The organism is Streptomyces sp. NPDC088124 (assembly GCF_040685895.1).
GTDB lineage: Bacteria > Actinomycetota > Actinomycetes > Streptomycetales > Streptomycetaceae > Streptomyces.
Genome location: NZ_JBFBJB010000074.1, coordinates 1 through 19020, shown reverse-complemented (window position 1 = coordinate 19020; position 19020 = coordinate 1). Strand labels below are relative to the sequence as shown.

Below are 19020 nucleotides of genomic sequence, written 5' to 3'. Positions count from 1 at the left end.
GGACAGCCGTTCCGTGCAAGGGGATTGACGGGCAGTGCACCGGGTTCTAGCTTGCTGAAAGCCTTTTCGGTTCATTTCTGTCGAGTTCAGTGCCACCACATCCGTCGTCCCGACCGGCGGCCCGCCCACGGGCCGGGGCCGCCACCCAAGGGGGATCGTCATGGGGAGTACGGCCGGACCGCGCGACCTCTTACGCCGCCTCGCCACCGGTGGCGTCGCCCTGCTTGCCACCGTCGGCCTGCTCGCGGCATGCGGTTCGGGGGACGGCGGTTCGGGCGGCGGCGGACAGGGCGGGGCGGCGGCGCGTGCCCGGGGTGTCGACGACGGCACCACACTGACGATGTGGACGCGCGCGGCGACCCGGCCGCAGAGCGAGGCCCTGGTGAAGGCGTACAACGCACACCACAAGAACAAGATCGAACTCACCGTCGTCCCCACCGACGACTACCAGGCCAAGGTCGGTGCGGCCGCCGGGTCCCGCGACCTCCCCGACCTCTTCGCCTCCGACGTGGTGTTCGTCCCGAACTACACCTCCAGCCGGCTCTTCGCCGACCTCACCGAACGCATCGACGCCCTGCCCTTCGCCGACCGCCTGGCGCAGTCGCACATCAAGGCCGGTACGTACGAGGGCAGGAAGTACGTCGTGCCGCACACCCTCGACCTGTCGGTGCTCTTCTACAACAAGGAGCTCTACCGCCGGGCGAAGCTCGACCCCGAGAAGCCGCCGGCCACCCTGGCCGAATGGGACCGGCAGGCCCGGGCCGTGGACGCACTGGGCGGCGGTGTCGACGGCACGTTCTTCGGCGGCAACTGCGGTGGCTGCGGAGTCTTCACCTGGTGGCCGTCCATCTGGGCCGGTGGAGAGGAGGTGCTCGACAAGGAGGGCACCGAGGCGAAACTCGACTCCGGCACCGCGCGGAAGGTCTACGAGACCTACCGGGGCTGGGTACGGGACGGCGTCGTGGCGCCCGGCGCGCGCGACGAGACGGGCGCGACCTGGACCGGGGTCTTCCCCAAGGGCAAGGTCGGGGTGATGCCCATGCCGTCGACCACCCTCGGGCTGATGCCCGAGAACCTGGACCTCGGCGTCGCGCCCATCCCCGGACCCGACGGGGGCCGGTCCACCTTCGTCGGCGGTGACGCCATCGGCGTCTCCGCCACGAGCCGCTCGGCCGACCAGGCCTGGAACTTCCTCGCCTGGTCGCTGGGCGACGAGGCACAGGTCGATGTGGTCGCCGCGCACAAGGACGTGGTGGCACGCACCGATCTGGCGTCCAACAAACACTCCGACGCGGACCCGCGCCTGGTGCTGATCAACCAGCTGGTGGCGGACGGTCGCACCCCGTACGCCCTGAAGTTCGGCCAGACCTTCAACGACCCCAACGGGCCCTGGCTGAGCCTGATGCGCGACGCCGTCTTCGGCGACGGGGCGTCCGTGGCGAAGGACAACAAGGCGATCACCGCCTCACTGAGGGACTGACCAGCCAGCCGGCCCCGGCCCGCCGGGCACCGGACCCCGCACGCCCCCCTCCGACGTCTCCCGAGATCCCGAAGCCCCTTTCCCCGTCTCCCACGTCACCCGGCAGAGGAGCACCATGCAGGTGAAGGCGCCGCCCGACCGAGTGGCCGCCGCGCCCCGGACCCCACCGCGGCGCCCGGCCCACCGAGCCGCCACCGCCGCGCCCCGGTGGCGCTCGCGCACCGTCCAGGGGCTCGGCTACGCGGCGCCCACGGCCCTCTTCGTCGGGGTCTTCTTCCTGCTGCCCCTGCTCCTCGTCGGGCAGATGTCACTCAGCGACTGGCCCCTGCTCGCCGGAGACCAGGGCGCCAACGCCCCCGAGAACTACACCGACGTCACCGGCAGCACCCTCTTCTGGCCCGCCGTCCGCTTCACCCTCCTCTACACCGTGATCGTCACGGTGGCCCTCCTCGGGCTGGCGCTCCTCCTCGCCCTGCTGGTGCAGCAGTCCCGCCCCGGCACCGGTTTCCTCCGTACGGTCTACTTCCTGCCCGGCGCCCTCGGACTGGCCTCCGCCTCCCTGCTGTTCTGGGGCCTGTACAGCCCCACCACCGGCCCCCTCAGCCGCCTTCCGGAGCGGCTCGGCCTCACCGACGACCCGGTCTCCTTCCTCGGCACCCCGACCTCCGCCCTGCTGTCGACGGTGTTCCTCGTCGTCTGGAAGTTCGCCGGCTTCTACATGCTGATCCTCCTCGTGGGCCTCCAGCGCATCCCCCACGAGGTGTACGAGGCGGCACGGACGGACGGCGCGAGCCGCGGCCAGATCTTCCGGTCCATCACCCTCCCGCTGCTCCGGCCGTCCCTCGCGCTGTCCCTCCTGCTGTGTGTGACCGGATCACTGCTCGCCTTCGACCAGTTCTTCGTCCTCACCAAGGGCGGCCCCGACAACAGCACCGTCACCGTCGTGCAGCTGATCTACCGCGAGGCGTTCCAGCGGCTGGACCTCGGCACCGCGGCGGCTCTCTCGATCATCGTGCTGGCCGCCCTGCTCCTGCTCAACGTCGCCCAGTTCCGCGGCCTGGGCCGCACCGACGAATCATGACCCGCGCCTTCCGAAGGAGGGACAGCCCCGTGCTCACCCGCGCCCTCGGCCGGACGCCGTACTACGTCGTCGCCGGAGGACTGGCCGTCATCTTCCTCTTTCCCCTGCTGTGGAACGCCTGGGCGTCGGTCAGCGCCCAGCCGGGCACCGCGCAGGAGTCCGGCTACGGCCTCGGCAACTACCGCACCCTGCTCGACTACGACGCGGGCCTCTGGCGCTACCTCCTCAACAGCACCGTCGTCTCGGCGCTGACCGTCGCTCTGACCCTCGGGGTGTCGCTGCTGGGCGGCTACGCCTTCGCCCGCTTCGACTTCCCGGGCCGGAACCTGCTCTTCCTGCTGACGCTCGCCATCCTCATGGTCCCGTACGCCACCCTCCTCATCCCCCTCTACGTGCTGCTCGGCAGACTCCACCTGCAGAACTCGCTGATCGGGCTGAGCCTCGTGCTGGCGATGTTCCAACTGCCCTTCGCCACCTTCATGATGCGGATCTCCTTCGAGGCGGTGCCGCGCGAACTGGAGGAGTCGGCGCTCGTCGACGGCTGCGGCACGGCGGGCGCGCTGCGCCGGATCCTCCTGCCCGCGGTACGCCCCGGGCTGATCACCGTGGGGCTCTTCGCCTTCCTCGCGGCATGGAACGACTTCATCGCACCGCTGATCCTCATCTCGGACAGCGAGCGGGCGCCCCTGCCACTGGCCGTCGCGAACCTGCGGCAGCAGAGCATGGGCGCCGTCGACTACGGTGCCACCGAGGCGGGCGTGGTGGTCCTCGCCGTGCCCTGCCTCCTCCTCTTCCTGCTGCTCCAACGGCATTACGTACGGGGCTTCATGTCCGGCGCGCTCAAGGGCTGAGGCACCGCGACGGGCGCACCTCACGCGACGACCGGACCATAGGACCACGGACCACCGGACCACCGAAAGGACGTACCGAAGGCATGAACTGGTGAGGGAGAACACGGAGCGGTCGCTCGTCCTGCCGGTGGCGCCGACCCGGGGCCGGCTGCGGCCGCTCGGTCTCGACGAGGTCAGGATCACCGGGGGGTTCTGGGCCCGGCGCCGGCGGATCAACGCGACCGCAACACTCGGCCACTGCCGGGACTGGATGGAACGCGTCGGCTGGACCGGCAACTTCCGGGCCGCCGTCGAGGGCAGGATCCACCGGGACAGGCGCGGCCGCGAGTTCGCCGACTCCGACGTGTACAAGCTCCTCGAAGCCATGGCCTGGCAGGCGGGGGAGGGTGACGGCACCTCGCTCGACGCGGAGATCGCCGCGCTCACCGGGACCATCGCCGCCGCCCAGGAACCGGACGGCTACCTGGGCACCGCGTTCGGCCGCCCCGGCCAGCGGCCCCGCTACAGCGATCTCGAATGGGGCCACGAGCTGTACTGCTACGGGCACCTGATCCAGGCGGGGGTGGCCCAGCTGCGGTCCAGGGGCGAGGGCGAGCTGGCGAAGACCGCCCGGCGGGCCGCCGATCACGTCTGCGCCACCTTCGGCCCGGGCGGCATCGAAGGCGTCTGCGGACACCCCGAGATCGAGACGGCCCTGGTCGAACTGGCCAGGGCCACGGGCGAGCAGCGCTACCTCGACCAGGCGGCGCTCTTCGTCGACCGGCGCGGCCACGGCACGCTCGCCGACATCGAGTTCGGCCGCGCCTACTTCCAGGACGACCTGCCCGTCCGCGACGCCACCGTGCTGCGCGGGCACGCCGTGCGCGCCCTGTACCTGGCGGCCGGTGCCGTCGACGTGGCCGTGGAGACCGGGGACGACGCCCTGCTCGCCGCGGTCGTACGGCAGTGGGAGACCACGGTCGCCCGGCGCACCTATCTGACCGGCGGCATGGGTTCGCACCACCGGGACGAGTCCTTCGGCGACGACTTCGTCCTGCCGCCCGACCGCGCCTACGCGGAGACCTGCGCCGGCGTCGCCTCCGTGATGCTCGGCTGGCGGCTGCTGCTCGCCACCGGTGACCCGCGCTACGCGGACCTCGCCGAGCGGACCCTGTTCAATGTGGTCGCGACCTCCCCGTCCGAGGACGGCCGGGCCTTCTTCTACGCGAACACCCTGCACCGGCGGTCCCGGGGCACCGTGCCGCCCGCGGACGCCCAGAGCTCGCGCGCCGAGTCGAGCCTGCGGGCGCCCTGGTTCGCGGTGTCCTGCTGCCCCACCAACGTGGCGCGGACGCTGGCCCTGCTGCCCGCCTACCTGGCGACGGCGGACGACCGGGGCGTCCAACTGCACCAGTACGCCGACGCGGAGATCGCCACCACCCTCCCCGGCGGGGGCGCCGTCGCGCTGCGGGTCCGTACCGACTACCCGTACGGTGGCCGGGTGACCGTGCGGATCACCCGCTCCGCGGACCGCCCGTGGACGCTCTCGCTGCGCGTCCCCGACTGGGCGGCGGGCGCCACCACGTGGCTGGTCGACACCGACGGAGCGCGCCGTCCCGTCGCGCCCGGCACGGCCACCGTCACCCGGGCCTTCCGGGCCGGTGACGAGATACGGCTCGAACTGCCCGTGGCGCCCCGCTGGGTCGAAGCCGACCCGCGTGTCGACGCGGTGCGCGGCACCGTGGCCGTCCAGCGCGGGCCGCTGGTGTACTGCGCGGAGTCCGTGGACCTGCCCGGCGGACAGGAGGTCGACGCCGTACGGGTGGATCCGTCGGCCGACCCGGAGGACGGACCGGACGGCACCGTCGTCGTACCCGGCGAACTCGCCGTGGCGGAGGAGCGGTCCGAGTCCGAAGCCCCCTGGCCGTACGGCCCGCCCGGCGAAGCCGCCGCTCCCCCCGAGCGGGCCCCGGGGATCGTCCTGGTGCCGTACCACTCCTGGGCGAACCGCGGCCCGTCGACGATGCGGGTGTGGCTGCCGACGGCGGAGCCGGACAGTGCCAGCGCGGGGGGCCCGTAGCGGTACGCCGGGCCCCGTAGATACGCCGACGCCGGCCTCCACGACCCCGGTCAGGTAGTGAAGGCCGACGCCGGCCGCACGCGTACGGGATCAGACGCGGTCGGCCGCGATCAGGACGTACTGGAAGGAGCCGTCCTTGTAGGAGTTGATGAACGCTTCCTCGATGCCGGTGACGAGTGAGGACGTGGCCCGCAGCTCCCAGTAGGGCAGGGTCGCCGGAGTGAGGTCGATGACGGCCTGCGGTACGAGGCGGTTGTCGGCCATGGCCCGCAGGTACTCCCGGCGGGAGTGGATGTTGCACTCGAAGTGCGCGTTGATCTGGGACACCCACTTCGAGGGCTGGCCGTAGCGCGGGTTCCAGCAGCCGGTGACCGTCACGTAGCGGCCACCGACCGCGAGGACGCGGGAGTGCTCGCCGAAGAGGTCGTGCAGATCGACGTACATACTCGACTCGTTGTTCCACGAGGCGGCCGCCTGCCCGGTCTCGAAGGGCATGCCGAGCATGTTGCAGACCCGGGCGCGGACGTGGTCGTCGATGCCGAGTTCACGGGCGCGCTGGTTGGCGAAGTCGGCCTGCTTGGCCGAGAGCGTGACGCCCTCGACCGCGCACCCGAAGCGCTGGTGGGCCATGACCATCGAGCCGCCGCGGCCGCAGCCGGCGTCCACGAGGGTGTCGCCGCGCTCGACGGGGCCGAGGTGGTCCAGGAGGAATTCGGCCTGCGCGGACTCCAGGCGGTGGAGTTCGGCGATCAGCTTCTTCTCGTAGGTGCTGTCCTCGGTGTCACCGAGGGAGGCGTGGTCGACGTCGCCGATGCCGTAGTGGTGGTGGTAAAGACCGTCGACATCACCGAGACGCAGGTTCACGGGCCGGGCCTCGTGGTCCCAGTAGCGGGCGATGTCCCCCTGGTAGGGCGTTGCCGGGGAGGGGATGAACACGGAGGTGCCGGTGGCGGCGGCGACGGTGCTGAGCTGGGTGCTGGTCACAGGTGAATCCATTCTTCTTACCAGAAGTCGGGCAGGCTGTAGCGGTAGGTGTTGGTCTGGTGCCAGTAGTGGTTGCCGTCGACCCAGACGGCGACGCCGCGCAGAAAGCGCTGCGCGCTCGGGACGGGGCAGGCGGCGGCCAGGGCCGCGGCCTCGGCCTCGAAATCGCGCATGAGGTCGTTGTGGACCTCGACCGCCTTCAGATAGGCCTCGCGTTCGGAGACGTTCTCGCGTTCGGCGATCACCACCGGCAGGTTCAGGTGCCGGCCGGGGGAGGCGAGTTCCTTCGTGTACGAGTACAGGTCGTTCACGATGGTGGTGGCGTTCGAGGCGAGCGCGATGACCCGCTGCATGGCGGGCTGGGCGTGCAGGTCCGCCGGCAGTTCGTAACCGCCGACCGTGTCGGTGATGGTGGGGCAGGGGCGGAAGTTGTTGAACTGGCGCATCGCCAGGTACTCCCACACCTCGGGGACGTGGTCCGCCTGGGCCCAGGCCGCCTCGGCGAGGTACCCCATGTGCAGACGGGCCATGTCGTGCCGGAACCGGTCCGCCTGGGAGGCGGTGGACTCCTGGACGAAGTGCTCCATGGCGGAGCGGTACGCGCGCCGGGGTGCGTCCGAACGGAGCGACTCCGCCCACCGTGAGTGGTACTCCTCCGTCGTGTGGAGGGGGTCGAGGGCGGTGTGCGCCAGCAGCAGGCGTTCGCCCAGGCCGACCGGCGAGCCTCCGTGGTCCTCGCAGTAGCAGTCGTCCACCGCGTTCTCGGCGACCATCAGGCGCGTGGCGAGCATCAGGTGGTCGACGGTGGGAGCGTCCGGATGGCAGGCGACCATGTAGCGCCCCACGGAGAACCCGTCGAACTGGTCCTCCCAGTCGTCCGGATACAGGTCGACCTCGTCCAGCGCCCAGGCCTTGATCCTGCGGCTGACCTCTTCCACGCGTACGGGGTCGGGCTCCCGCACCGGGTGGTGGTAGAGGCCCGGCACCGGGGTGCCTTCCGCCGGTGGTGGGGACTCCGCTGCTGGTGACGGCTCCTCCCGCCGGGCCGGATGGAGGCTCGCCGTGCCCAGGCCGCTGGGGCCGCGCAGGATCCGTTCCAGACCGGCGGCCGGTCTCCGTACCTCGGAGCCGGAGACGGCGGGGACGGCGGCGACGGTGGAGAGGCCCACGGGGGGCGGAACCGGCGGGGAAGGGGCGGGCGGCGGGGGCGGAGGGCCGAAGGCCGCCTCGATGTCACGGGCACGGGCGGCGGCGTCGGCGAGGGCGTACGCCCCGAAGTGCGCGGCAGCCGCGGGCAGGCTCGACTGCGGAGGGGAGAGCTCAGGGTCGGGCATCCATGGCTCCATGGTGGGTTGGGTGGGGGCCCGGGTCCCCGGGGGCGTCCCGGAGTGCGGGCATGCTCGGTGGCCCGGGGGCCGGTCCGACGGAGCCGCGTGGCAGGGCGGCCCCCGGGGCGCGACCGGCGGGCGTCCGCCCCCGGGGCAGGGTGTGCCGGGAGGGGCTCAGTCGTGGCGGTGGGCGATCTGGACGTTCTCCAGCACACCGAGCGCGTCCGGCACGAGGATGGCGGCGGAGTAGTAGGTGCTGACGAGGTAGGAGATGATCGACTTCTCGTCGATGCCCATGAAGCGCACCGACAGCCCCGGCTCGTATTCCTCCGGCAGACCGGTCTGGCGCAGACCGATGACGCCCTGGTTGTCCTCGCCGGTGCGCATGACGAGGATCGAGCTGGTCTTCTCCTTGGTGATGGGGATCTTGCCGCAGGGCAGGATCGGGACCCCGCGCCAGGCCGGGACCTGCTGTCCGCCGAGGTCGACGTGGTTCGGGTAGAGCCCGCGGCGGTTGAACTCACGCCCGATCGCCGCGATCGTCCTGGGGTGGGCGAGGAAGAACTTGGAGCCGCGGCGCCGGCAGAGCAGTTCGTCGAGGTCGTCCGGGGTGGGCGGGCCGGAGTGGGTCTGGATGCGCTGCTTGAAGTCGGCGTTGTGGAGCAGGCCGAACTCCCGGTTGTTGATCAGCTCGTACTCCTGACGCTCGCGCAGCGCCTCGATGGTGAGCCTGAGCTGTTCCTCGGTCTGGTTCATCGGGCCGTTGTAGAGGTCGGCGACCCTGGTGTGGACCCGCAGAATGGTCTGCGCGACCGAGAGTTCGTACTCCCGCGGCTTCAGTTCGTAGTCGACGAACGCGCCGGGCAGCTCGGGCTCGCCGGTGTGGCCGGCCGACATGGCGATCTCGGCCTCGCCGTGACGGTTCTGCCGCTGCTGGGGGAGTGAGCTGAACTGCTGGATGTGGGCCTGGAGGCTCGGTGCCGAGGACAGCAGGGCGGCGAAGTCGGCGCGGGACAGGGTGAGCAGGGTGCCCGCCGTCTCCGCCGTGGCGGTGTAGTCCCACCGGGCGTCCCCGTCCAGCAGGGAGTTCTCGCCGAACCGGTCGCCGTCGGCGAGTACGGCCACGGCGACCTCGTCACCGTACTTGCCGACGGTGGTCTGGTTGATGCGGCCGTGGGCGATCAGATGGATCTGCTCGGCGGGCGTACCGCGCTCGACCAGCGTCTCACCGGCGCGGAAGTCGCGCTGGACGCACCGGTCGGCGAGCGCGGTCAGCACCTCCACGTCCTCGAAGCCGCGCAGCAGGGCCAGTTCGCCGAGTTCGCGGGGGATCACCCGGACCCCCGCGCCGTCCTGAATGAACTCCACGCGCCCGTCGCCCACGGTGTAGCTCAGCCGGCGGTTCACCCGGTAGGTGCCGCCCTTGGTCTCCACCCAGGGGAGCGTCCGCAGCAGCCAGCGGGAGGTGATCTCCTGCATCTGCGGGGCGGACTTGGTCGTGGTGGCGAGGTTGCGGGCAGCCGCCGTGCTGAGGCTGGACTGCCGAGGCGACTCCAGCGGTGTTTCCGGGCCGGTATCAACACTCATCGGGCGAGCTCTCCTTTGTAGAGGCGGTGGCCGGCGTACGGGCGCGTCACCGGGAAAAAGGAAAAGGGGGGGCAAAAGAGGGGCGAATGACCGGGAACCCGTCCAGATCCCTGGGAACAGTAACGGCCGGTGCGCCCAGTCGGCCTAGAAAAGCCGTCGGTGTTAACTCGATGCGATGATCTTGCCCGCGCGATGTTTAAGTGCTCGGCCGACGGTTTCGGAACGCTGCCGTGGCGCCGTTGGGGTTCGCGGAGGGGGCGGGGATCCGTCACTCCTCGCCGCCCGCAACCTACCGCGTACCGGGGGACTTGCGGCAAGACCGGGGCGCCGCCGCAGAATCACCCACCGAGGCCGGAACGCACGGACAGGGAGTCACGGAATGCGTGTGCTGTTGTCGACGTACGGGTCGCGCGGGGACGTCCAGCCCTTGGTGGCGCTCGCGGTGCGGCTGCGGGCACTCGGCGCGGAGGTGCGGATGTGCGCGCCACCGGACGAGGAGTTCGCGGAGCTGCTGGACCGCGCCGGTGTGCCGCTGGTGCCGATGGGTCCGCCGGTGCGCCCGATGATGCACGGGGCGACGCCACCGTCGGCGGACGACCTCCACCGGCGCCGACTCGATCTGGTCGCCGCGCAGTTCGACACGGTCGCCGCTGCGGCCGAGGGGTGTGATGTGCTGGTGGCGGCCGGCCTGGCGCAGGTGGCCGCGCGGTCGGTGACCGAGAAACTGGGCATCCGCTACGTGTACGTGAGCTACCAGCCGACCACCCTGCCCTCGCCGCACCACCCGCCGCACCCGCGGCCGGGCTGGCCGCTGCCACCGGACTCGGCCGGCAACCGGGAGTTGTGGGACCTGGACGCCCAGGGCATCGACGAACTGTTCGACGTGCCGCTCAACACGCACCGGGCGTCGATCGGGCTGCCGCCGGTGGACGGGATCCGCGACCATGTCTTCACCGGCCGCCCCTGGCTGGCGGCCGACCCGGTCCTGGCCCCGTGGCCGGAGCCGGCCGATCTCGACGTGGTGCAGACGGGCGCGTGGATCCTGCCGGACGAGCGCCCCCTGCCGGTCGAGGTGGAGACGTTCCTGAACGCCGGCGCGCCCCCGGTGTACGTGGGCTTCGGCAGCATGCGCGCCCCGGAGGACATCGCCCGGGTGGCCGTCGAGGCGGTGCGCGCCCAGGGCCGCCGCGTACTGGTCTTCCGCGGCTGGGCGGGGCTGGCCGTGACCGGTGACCGGGGCGACTGCCTCGCCGTCGGCGAGGTCGACCTGCGGACCCTGTTCGGCAGGGTGGCCGCCGTCGTGCACCACGGAGGCGCCGGCACCACGACGGCGGCGGCCCTGGCGGGGACGCCTCAGGTGGTGGTCCCGCAGATGGTCGACCAGCCGTACTGGGCCGCCCGGGTGGCCGGCCTGGGCATCGGCACCGCGCATGACGGTCCGACACCGACCGTCGAATCCCTGTCGGCCGCGCTCGGTTCGGCGCTGGCCCCCGGGACCCGCGCACGGGCGAGGGCCGTGGCCGGCGCGATCCGTACCGACGGGGCGACGCTGGCCGCGAAGCTCCTGGCCGACGGGGCCGACGGGGCCGACGGGGCCGGCCGGGCCGACGGGACCGACCGGGCGAGGCCGCCGGTGTCCGCCTGAACGACACCTCCCCAACCCCCTCCCGCACAGGGCAAGTTGGCAGGAGCGCGGGCCGGTCAGGTGGCGGTCGGGGCTCGTGATGACGCCGTTGAGCTGTGTGATGATGTACGGATGTCGACCGCCGCCGGGGACGGACCGGGCGCGGGCGAGGGGGCGGGAGCGCAGCATGGGCAAGGACGGGACGTCCATACCGGACGAGGAGTGGGAGCGCTTCCTGCGGGAGGCCGAGGCCGGGACCCCGGGCGCCCCCGAGGAGCCGTCGGCGCGGGCCCGGATGGTGGCGCGGCGGCTCCAGGAGGAGCCCGGCCGCCCGGAGGGCTGGCGGACGTACCGGACGGCCCCGCGGCGACGCGACAGGAAGGTCTGGTACGTGGTCGGACTGCTGGCCGCCGTCGCCCTGCTGCTCGTCGCGCTGGACCCGGGGCGGGTGACCGGCTGGTTCGGCGGCGGAAGCGGCGGGAGCGGGGAGGCGGGCGCCCTGCGTCCCACCATGGAGGAGCCCTTCAAGGGGTCGCCCGCCGAGCGGTGGGACGACGGGACGGCCGGGATCAGCCTGCCCGCGGCGCGGGCGACCGGCTGGATGGACAAGGAGGAGGTCGCGCGGGCCCTCGACCGGAGCCGGGACTTCCTCGCCGCCTCCAGCCTGGACCCCGGCGTGCTGCGCGGGGAACGGCCCCGCGAGGCGATCGCGTTGATCAATCCGCGTCAGCGGGATGTCCAGGACTATCTGACGGCCGCGTTCGGCGCGCCCAGCGAGGAGGACGACCCGCTCCTGCTGTTCAGCCGTTTCGCGGAGTCGGAGGTGCGGCTCGTCGGTGACGTGGTCAAGACACGAGGCCGGGTCACCTACCGGGAGGGTGACGCGGGGGCGGTCGAGGTGACGACCGATGTCACCTACGTCTACCCGGTCGTACGCGCCGCGGCGGGAAGCGACGAGGTCGTGCGCACCATCGCGCGCCGCGAGATCGTGATGAGCTGGGACGACCCGGAGAAGGTGGTCATCGAGCCGGGGACGTTCTCCCTCGTCTCCTACAAGGTGGACTCCACCAACGGCGGCTGCTCCACCTTCACCGGCTACTTCACCCCCGGGTTCGGTGCCGACCGCGCGACCTCGGGCCCGGAGGACGGCCCGGAGGTCGACCCGTACGACCGGAGCACCTCGATGGACGCGCGCATGCGGGAGGCCGGTGACGCCGCGTGCGGCTCCGCCATCAGGTCGTAGCGGCGGGCCGTACCCGTCGCATCGAGCCGTACCCGTTTGGCGTGAATGGCGGTGTTGCCGCTGGGCCGTGAGGTGCGCGAGCGTGCTGGGTCATGGATCCGGACCGCGAACGCAGCATCTCCGCCGCCCTCCCGCTCTCCCGCCGCCGGCTGCTGGCCGCCGCGGGCGCCGCCGGAGCGGCCACCGCCGTCGGGGCCGCCACCGTCGAGGCCGCCCCGGCGGCGGCACGGTCGCGCGCCGGGCTCTCGCTGTCGTTCACGGCGGCCACCAACGGCGCGGCGACCCTCTCACCCGCCGGTGACCGGCTCGTCGCCGAGATCCAGAACGTCCTGTGGTCGGTACCGCGCACCGGCGGCAAGGCCGTGCCGCTCACCCCGGCGGGCCTCGAACCCAACCGGCCCGTGCACTCCCCGGACGGCACGCTCCTCGCGTTCTGCGCCTACCAGGGCGGCGGCCACCACCTGTGGACCATGCGGCCCGACGGCTCGGACGTACGGCAGCGGACCGAAGGGCCCTGGGACGACCGGGGACCGGCCTGGTCACCGGACGGCAGCCGGATCGCCTACGCCTCGGAGCGCGCCGGGGACCCGGTGGCGGGCAGCCCGTACCGTATCCACGTCCTCGACCTGCGGACCGGCCACATCACCCGGGTCACCGGGCTCGCCGGACAGGACGGCCCCCTTCAGGACGGCGCCTGGGAGGACTTCGACCCCACCTGGTCGCCGGACGGGAAGCGGATCCTGTTCGTACGGGCGCGGGCCGTCACCACCTCCACCGCGCCAGGACTGGAGGCCCGTACCGTCGCCGCCGTTCCCGCCGGGGGCGCGGGACCGGTCGTGACGGAGCACACCGAGACCGAGGCGGCGCAGGTCATGACGCCGGCCCTGGCGCCGGACGGCCGCCGTCTTGCCTATCTGCGGACCACCGCGGCGCCGGGCGGCTCCTGCACGCTCGTCGTCGACGGCCGGCCCGTGCCGGTCGCCGGGGACATCGCGGCCGTACCCCCGCGCTGGACGGCCCGGGGAGAGCTGCTGCTCACCGTGGACGGCCGCTTCACCCTCGTACGCCCCGGCGAGCCGGGGAAGCCGGAGACCATCCCCTTCGCGGGTGTCCTCCCCGTGGACCGGCCGCGCTACCGCGTCAAGGAGTACGACCTGGGGGAGGCGCGGGTCCGCCCGGTGCGGGGCATCCACCTCCCGGCGCTCTCCCCCGACGGGAGGCGGGTGGCCTTCGGCGCCCTCAACACCCTCTGGCTGGCGGACACCTCGGGCGCCCGGCCGCCCGAGCGGCTGCGCCGGCCGTCCGCCACCCGCTATCCGCTCGGACCGGTGTGGGCGCGCGACGGGCGCTCGCTGCTGTACGCCGACGACCGCGACGGACTCCTCGGCGTGTACCGGCGAGATCTGGCCACCGGCGACGAGAGCACGCTCGCGACGGGCGGCCGGGTGCATCCGACGCTCTCACCGGACGGCGGGAGACTCGCCTGCCTCGACATGGCCGGCCGGCTCGTGGTGCGCGACCTGACGACCGGTACGGAACGTGTTCTCGTGGATCCGCTCGGCGGCGGCGGACTGCCCGGCCGGCCGAGCTGGTCGCCCGACGGGCGCTACCTCGCCCTCTGCGACCGCAACCGCCTCAACCTGCGCTTCAGGGAGGGGTACAACCTCATCCGGGTCGTGGACGCCACCACCGGCGCCGACCGGCTGCACGCCGTCGCGCCCCATGTCTCCGTCGCCGACCGGTACGACTCCGGGCCCGTCTGGTCGCCCGACGGCCGCTGGATGGCGGTGATCGTGGAGTCGGCGCTGTGTCTGCTGCCCGTGTCGCCCGACGGCACCCCGAGGGGAGAGCTCCGCACCCTGACCGGCGAACCGGCCGACCACCCCTCCTGGTCCGGCGACTCGGGCACGCTGCTGTACCTGTCGGGATCGAGGCTGCGGCTCATCGGCACCGACGGCGCGCGCGCCCGCACGGTCCGGGTACCGCTGGACCGGCGCACGCCCACCCCCGCCGACACCGTGGTGCACGCCGGGCGGCTGTGGGACGGCACCGGCGACGCGGTACGGGACGACGTCGACATCGTCGTACGCGCGGGCCGGATCGCGGCGGTCGAACCGCACCGCGCCGCCCGCCCCGGCGCCCTGCGGCGGATCGACGCCTCGGCGCGTACGGTCGTCCCCGGCCTGTGGGACACCCACACCCACCCGTGGCAGAGCACCTACGGCGGGCGCCAGACCGTAGGCCAGCTGACGTACGGGATCACCACCGCCGTGTCCCTCGGCGGGTTCGCCCACGAACAGGCCCGTATCCGCGAGGCGGTGGCCGCGGGACAGCTCGCGGGGCCCCGGCTGCTGACCACCGGCGAACTCCTCGACGGCGCCCGGGTCGCCTACAGCATGGGGCGCGCCCACCGCACCCGCGAAGGGCTGCGGCGCTCCCTGGAGCGAGGCGCCGCCCTCGACTGGGACTTCGTCAAGACCTATGTGCGGGCGCCTGGTTGGGTGATGGAGGAAGCCGCACGGTTCGCGCACGAGCGGCTCGGTGTGCGCGCCGGCAGCCATCTGCTCTCGCCCGGCGTCCAGCTGGGGCAGGACCTGACGACCCATCTCCAGGCCACCCAGCGAGGGGAGGCCGGCCACGCGGTGACCGCGTCCGGGCGCGCCTACGAGGACGTGGTGGAGATCTACGGCGCGCCGGGGACCGGCTTCGGCCTCATCGCCACCCCGTTCACCGCCGTACCGCTGCTCGGCGCGGATCCCGGGCTCGCCGACGACCCCCGGGTCACCGCCGTGATGCCCCCGTGGGACGTCGCGGCGGTACGGCAGTCGGCGAGCGCGCCGCCGACCGCGGCTCAGCTGGCGACCCTGCGCGCGGAGACCGACGTCTACCGGCGGGTGCTGGCCGCGGGCGGTCTGGTCGCGCTCGGTACGGACGCGCCGCTCGTCCCGGTCGGCCTCTCCCTGCACCTGGGCCTGCGGGCGCTGCACCGGGGCGGGCTGTCGCCGGCGGCGGCACTGCGCACCGCGACCGTGCTGCCCGCCCGGCTCTTCGGCCTCGACCGGGATCTCGGCACGGTGGAGCGGGGCAGGATCGCCGACCTGACAGTGGTGGACGGTGACCCGTTCGAGGATTTCGACACGCTGGTCCGGACGGTCGCGGTGCTCAGAGGCGGCGTGCCGTACACGACCGAGGACCTGGTCGCCGCGTTCGGGACGCCGGCGCGCCGTGCCCCCGCCGACGGCGACGACGAATGGCTCGCGGTGGGACGCCTGATGAGGCGGGACGGGTGCTGCGACCCGGGGATCTGAGAGGGCGGCGCGGCGCGCCCGCCGGCCGCGCGCGTTCCCGCGTGCCGTCCGCGCTCGGGGGATGTGGGGAAGTACCGCCACGGACAAGGGGAGCAGGGTCCCGCCACCGGCCAACCGCGCTGCGTAACCAGCCCACTTGACGACGGAGAGGGAGCAAGTCACCACGCCGGAAAGCGCGTTCTTTCCCGTCCGCGCGTCATGGCACACTGCATCTCGCCTCAACTGTCACGGCAGTCAACGGAGAGACGCATGACCACGGACAACACCAGGATCGACACCAGCAAGCCTCACTCGGCCCGGATGTACGACTACTACCTGGGCGGAAAGGACAACTACGAAGTCGACCGGATCGCCGCGGAACAGGTCATAGCCCGCTTTCCCGCCATCAAGGAAGGCGCGCAGATCAACCGGGCCTTCATGCACCGTGCCGCCCGGTGGCTGACCGAACAGGGGATCCGGCAGTTCCTCGACATAGGCACCGGCATTCCCAGCGAACCCAACCTCCACCAGATCGTCCAGCGGACGGCCCCCGACGCCCGCATCGTCTACGTCGACAGCGACCCCATCGTGCTCCGCCACGGCGAGGCCCTCCTGCGCAGCACCCCGCAGGGCAGTACGGAATTCATCCTCGCCGACGTCCGGGACGCCGAGAAGATCATCGAACAGGCCAAGACCACACTGGACTTCGACAAGCCCGTCGCCCTGTCGCTCGTCGCGCTCCTGCACTTCGTCTCCGACGAGTTCAACCCCACCGGTATCGTCGCGCAGCTCGTCGACGAGCTGCCGCCCGGAAGCTGTCTCGTCCTCTCCCATGTGACCGGAGACTTCGACCCGGCCACCTGGGCCGAAATCGTCGGTATCTACCGCAGTGCCGGAACGCCCGCCCAGGTCCGTTCCCACGCGGAGGTCGCGCGGTTCTTCGACGGACTGGCCCTGGTCGAGCCCGGCATCGTACCGGCCACCGACTGGCGCCCGGAGAGCGGCGGGCCGGCCACCCCGGACGGCCAGGACCCCGTCCCGCTCTACGCCGGAGTGGGACGGAAGCCCTGACGCCGCGAACGGTCCGGACGGCCTGCCCGGCGACGGCACGGCCGGTCCGCCCCGGACCTCCTCGGCCGGCGCGCCGGCGAGGAGAGCGCCGCGCGCAGACACCCGGCACCGTGCGGTGCCGGTCAGACCTGCGGACGCGATATGGCCGAAGAGTCCGTCGCCTGCCGCCGGTCGAGCTTCTCCAGCACGCGGTCGCGGAGCAGCTCGTACTCCTCGTGGAGCCTGCGCCATTCGGCCAGGGGCGGGCGGGCGACGACATCGCCGCCGGTGACGATCTCCTCGGGGCCGAACTGCTCGCGCGTGAGGTCGATCTCGAAGCCCATGCCGAGGCGGTTCCACCAGTGGTAGTCCACACGCACGCCGTCGACGTGGACCTCACCCCGGATCAGCTCGCCTCCCAGCAGGTCGTTGAGGACCATGGCGGTCACCCCGCACTGGTCCCGGGCCGGGTTCTCCTCGGTCCAGCGCGACCGGAACTCGGGAGTGCACGTCTCGGCACTCCAACTGTCGCGTACGGCTTGCTCGATGTCGGTGAGCAGCAACGGTGTCCGTGTCTGTGTCATGTCGGTGATCCTGCCAGGAGGCACTGACAACGCCCGGGCGCCATCGAACGCATCATGACCGGGCGGATGGTCACCGTCGACGGCGCCACGGGAACGGTCACGCTTGATCAGCCCGTTACTGCGGCCGGCGGCCTCCGTGCGCGGTGAGCGCGTATCCCTCGGGGCCCTCGAAGGAGAACGTCGGCCCGAACGGGCTGTCCCGCATCGGGCTGAGGATGGTGATCCCGGCGGCGGTGAGCCGGTCGTGGAGCGTGTGGGCGTCGGAGGTCTCGAACCAGAGCGCCACGCCCAGGCCGGGCCGCGCGGTGTCGGCGAGGTCGACGCCCGGGAGGGGTTCGCGGACGGCGAAGGGGGTCGGCTTCGTGTCGAACACGACCGCGTGGGGCGGTGAGACCGCCGCCCGGCGCAGTCCCAGGCGCTGCTCGAAGAAGGCCGCTGCGGCGTTCAGGTCGCGCACCTGCAGGGCGACGAAGTCGGGGCCGTCAACGGTGACAGACATGGCTTTCCCTCGATCCTTGATGTCAGTACTTTGACATAGGAGAGGCTATGACCGAGGGGTGTGTATGTCAAAATGCTGACATGCCGAAGCATCCGTCGCCCGAGCCGCCCCACTCCGCGCAGGACGTCACCCAGCACGTGGGATACCTGCTCAAACGCGCCCAGGCCGCCCTGCGCGGGGCCATGGACAAGGTCCTGCGCGAGCACGGGCTGACCGTGCCGCAGTACGCCACCCTCGAACACCTGGCCCTGCGTCCCGGCATGTCCAACGCCGACCTTGCCCGCGCGACCTTCGTCACCCGGCAGTCCGGAAACGTCGTCCTGCGGGGCCTGCAGGACGCGGGACTGATCACCCGCCCCGCGACCGCCGACCACGGCCGCGCCCGTCCCGCCCGCCTCACAGAGGAAGGCCGCGCGCGCCTGGCCACGGTCCAGGCCGCCGTCTACGCCGTCGAACAACGCATGGTCCGGGCGATCCCGCCCGAGCGCGTCGCGGCGCTCCTCGCCGACCTCGACCGCATCGCCTCGGCCCTGGAGGAGTGACCCGCCGCGGTGCGTCAGGTGATCGCGGAGACGGTGACCACGCTGCTCGCCACGGTGTTCGCCGTGGTGGTCCGCGTCACCGCGGTGCCCACGGCCGTCGCCACCCAACTGGCCTTCTCCAGCTCCTTCGCGCGCTCGTACACCTGGGTCGACCACTTCGGGGCCGGATGGAGGCTCGGCAGGGTCCCGCTCGCGGAGAGCAGCGCGATCACCGCGGCCGTACGGTCGTCGGGGCTCTCGCCGTCCTCCAGTACGGCGCAGATCCTCCGCCGGAGTTCGGCCTCGTGCCGCGCGTCGTCGACCGGCAGCCTGGTCGTGCGGAACACGCCCAGCCGCCGCCTGCTCTCACGACGGATGAAGCCGCGCTCGACCAGCCGGTCGGTCATCGGTTTCCAGAGGCCGCCGCCGATTTCGAGGAGGAGCGTCTCGACGCCCCGCGGACGCTCGGCGACCTTCTCGTACGCGGACCCGAGCAGGGGGTCCGGGAGCGGACCGTCCCCCACCGCGAGGACCTTGGGGCCATTCAGCCCCGCCCGGCCCTCGTCGGTCCCGACCCTGCCGCGGAGCGCGAGTTCGGCGAGGAGCGCGCCGCCCAGCGGGTAGTGAAGGGTGCCGGCTCCGGCCACGGCGCCCGACTCGTCGTCGAGGAGCATCAGCATCAGGTCCTCGATGAGCAGCGTCTCGTCACGCATGGTCTGCCTTTCCGCTCGGTGGTCGTTCCTGGTCGTCCCGCGCCCTGGACGGACCACGAACGCCACACCTTCGGGCGCTCGGCCCGCACCCTGCTCGCCGGACTCGCCGACCTACAAGGAGACATGGAC

At 72.4% G+C, this 19020-nt stretch carries 15 protein-coding genes; 9 read left to right on the top strand and 6 right to left on the bottom strand.

Annotated elements, in window-relative coordinates:
* Positions 1 to 160: 160 nt before the first annotated feature.
* The 4 genes from AB0P17_RS38135 to AB0P17_RS38120 all read left to right on the top strand — a co-directional run bounded on the left by AB0P17_RS38135 (position 161) and on the right by AB0P17_RS38120 (position 5471).
* Positions 161 to 1480: a sugar ABC transporter substrate-binding protein gene (locus AB0P17_RS38135; protein ID WP_365818732.1), complete on the top strand. Its 1320-nt coding sequence runs from the start codon at positions 161 to 163 to the stop codon at positions 1478 to 1480.
* A 115-nt stretch (positions 1481 to 1595) separates the two neighbouring features.
* Entirely contained in the window at positions 1596 to 2561 is a 966-nt protein-coding gene (locus AB0P17_RS38130) for a sugar ABC transporter permease (protein WP_365818730.1), read from the top strand.
* A gap of 29 nt (positions 2562 to 2590) precedes the next feature.
* Complete coding sequence (locus AB0P17_RS38125; RefSeq protein ID WP_365818728.1) at positions 2591 to 3412, top strand: carbohydrate ABC transporter permease; 822 nt, start codon at positions 2591 to 2593, stop codon at positions 3410 to 3412.
* Positions 3413 to 3503: 91 nt separating this feature from the next.
* Positions 3504 to 5471, top strand: coding sequence for a beta-L-arabinofuranosidase domain-containing protein (locus tag AB0P17_RS38120; protein WP_365818726.1), 1968 nt, complete (start codon positions 3504 to 3506; stop codon positions 5469 to 5471).
* A 90-nt stretch (positions 5472 to 5561) separates the two neighbouring features.
* Here the strand turns inward: AB0P17_RS38120 and AB0P17_RS38115 are convergent, their stop codons facing one another.
* The 3 genes from AB0P17_RS38115 to AB0P17_RS38105 all read right to left on the bottom strand — a co-directional run bounded on the left by AB0P17_RS38115 (position 5562) and on the right by AB0P17_RS38105 (position 9370).
* Positions 5562 to 6455 carry a geranyl diphosphate 2-C-methyltransferase gene (locus AB0P17_RS38115; protein WP_365818724.1) on the bottom strand — a complete coding sequence of 298 codons (894 nt, stop codon included), beginning with the start codon at positions 6453 to 6455 and terminating at the stop codon, positions 5562 to 5564.
* Positions 6456 to 6472: 17 nt separating this feature from the next.
* Positions 6473 to 7789, bottom strand: a complete 1317-nt coding sequence (locus AB0P17_RS38110; protein ID WP_365818722.1) for a family 2 encapsulin nanocompartment cargo protein terpene cyclase — start codon at positions 7787 to 7789, stop codon at positions 6473 to 6475.
* Positions 7790 to 7957: 168 nt separating this feature from the next.
* On the bottom strand, positions 7958 to 9370 hold the full coding sequence (locus AB0P17_RS38105) for a family 2B encapsulin nanocompartment shell protein (protein ID WP_365818720.1): 1413 nt from the start codon (positions 9368 to 9370) through the stop codon (positions 7958 to 7960).
* Between the two features lie 379 nt (positions 9371 to 9749).
* Here AB0P17_RS38105 and AB0P17_RS38100 point away from each other — a divergent pair, with 379 nt between their 5' ends.
* The 4 genes from AB0P17_RS38100 to AB0P17_RS38085 all read left to right on the top strand — a co-directional run bounded on the left by AB0P17_RS38100 (position 9750) and on the right by AB0P17_RS38085 (position 16595).
* A complete protein-coding gene (locus AB0P17_RS38100) occupies positions 9750 to 11015 on the top strand; it encodes a glycosyltransferase (protein WP_365818718.1) in 1266 nt (421 codons plus the stop codon).
* A 166-nt stretch (positions 11016 to 11181) separates the two neighbouring features.
* Positions 11182 to 12237, top strand: coding sequence for a hypothetical protein (locus tag AB0P17_RS38095; protein ID WP_365818716.1), 1056 nt, complete (start codon positions 11182 to 11184; stop codon positions 12235 to 12237).
* Between the two features lie 92 nt (positions 12238 to 12329).
* A complete protein-coding gene (locus AB0P17_RS38090) occupies positions 12330 to 15545 on the top strand; it encodes an amidohydrolase family protein (protein ID WP_365818714.1) in 3216 nt (1071 codons plus the stop codon).
* Between the two features lie 249 nt (positions 15546 to 15794).
* Complete coding sequence (locus AB0P17_RS38085) at positions 15795 to 16595, top strand: SAM-dependent methyltransferase (RefSeq protein WP_365818712.1); 801 nt, start codon at positions 15795 to 15797, stop codon at positions 16593 to 16595.
* Positions 16596 to 16717: 122 nt separating this feature from the next.
* On the opposite strand, the gene AB0P17_RS38080 is transcribed toward AB0P17_RS38085, so the two are convergent.
* Positions 16718 to 17158: a hypothetical protein gene (locus AB0P17_RS38080; RefSeq protein WP_365818710.1), complete on the bottom strand. Its 441-nt coding sequence runs from the start codon at positions 17156 to 17158 to the stop codon at positions 16718 to 16720.
* A 115-nt stretch (positions 17159 to 17273) separates the two neighbouring features.
* Complete coding sequence (locus AB0P17_RS38075; RefSeq protein ID WP_365818708.1) at positions 17274 to 17657, bottom strand: VOC family protein; 384 nt, start codon at positions 17655 to 17657, stop codon at positions 17274 to 17276.
* An 80-nt stretch (positions 17658 to 17737) separates the two neighbouring features.
* On the opposite strand from AB0P17_RS38075, the gene AB0P17_RS38070 reads away from it, so the two are divergent.
* A complete protein-coding gene (locus AB0P17_RS38070; RefSeq protein WP_365818704.1) occupies positions 17738 to 18199 on the top strand; it encodes a MarR family winged helix-turn-helix transcriptional regulator in 462 nt (153 codons plus the stop codon).
* A 14-nt stretch (positions 18200 to 18213) separates the two neighbouring features.
* Here AB0P17_RS38070 and AB0P17_RS38065 read toward each other — a convergent pair whose 3' ends face one another.
* Positions 18214 to 18891 carry a GPP34 family phosphoprotein gene (locus tag AB0P17_RS38065; RefSeq protein ID WP_365818702.1) on the bottom strand — a complete coding sequence of 226 codons (678 nt, stop codon included), beginning with the start codon at positions 18889 to 18891 and terminating at the stop codon, positions 18214 to 18216.
* Positions 18892 to 19020: the final 129 nt, after the last annotated feature.

Coding starts and splice junctions, on each gene's coding strand:
- AB0P17_RS38130 (WP_365818730.1), top strand. CDS start 1,596: ATGCAGGTGAAGGCGCCGCCCGACCGAGTGGCCGCCGCGCCCCGGACC.
- AB0P17_RS38090 (WP_365818714.1), top strand. CDS start 12,330: ATGGATCCGGACCGCGAACGCAGCATCTCCGCCGCCCTCCCGCTCTCC.
- AB0P17_RS38085 (WP_365818712.1), top strand. CDS start 15,795: ATGACCACGGACAACACCAGGATCGACACCAGCAAGCCTCACTCGGCC.
- AB0P17_RS38065 (WP_365818702.1), bottom strand. CDS start 18,891: ATGCGTGACGAGACGCTGCTCATCGAGGACCTGATGCTGATGCTCCTC.
- AB0P17_RS38080 (WP_365818710.1), bottom strand. CDS start 17,158: ATGACACAGACACGGACACCGTTGCTGCTCACCGACATCGAGCAAGCC.
- AB0P17_RS38105 (WP_365818720.1), bottom strand. CDS start 9,370: ATGAGTGTTGATACCGGCCCGGAAACACCGCTGGAGTCGCCTCGGCAG.
- AB0P17_RS38135 (WP_365818732.1), top strand. CDS start 161: ATGGGGAGTACGGCCGGACCGCGCGACCTCTTACGCCGCCTCGCCACC.
- AB0P17_RS38075 (WP_365818708.1), bottom strand. CDS start 17,657: ATGTCTGTCACCGTTGACGGCCCCGACTTCGTCGCCCTGCAGGTGCGC.
- AB0P17_RS38100 (WP_365818718.1), top strand. CDS start 9,750: ATGCGTGTGCTGTTGTCGACGTACGGGTCGCGCGGGGACGTCCAGCCC.
- AB0P17_RS38095 (WP_365818716.1), top strand. CDS start 11,182: ATGGGCAAGGACGGGACGTCCATACCGGACGAGGAGTGGGAGCGCTTC.
- AB0P17_RS38110 (WP_365818722.1), bottom strand. CDS start 7,789: ATGCCCGACCCTGAGCTCTCCCCTCCGCAGTCGAGCCTGCCCGCGGCT.
- AB0P17_RS38070 (WP_365818704.1), top strand. CDS start 17,738: ATGCCGAAGCATCCGTCGCCCGAGCCGCCCCACTCCGCGCAGGACGTC.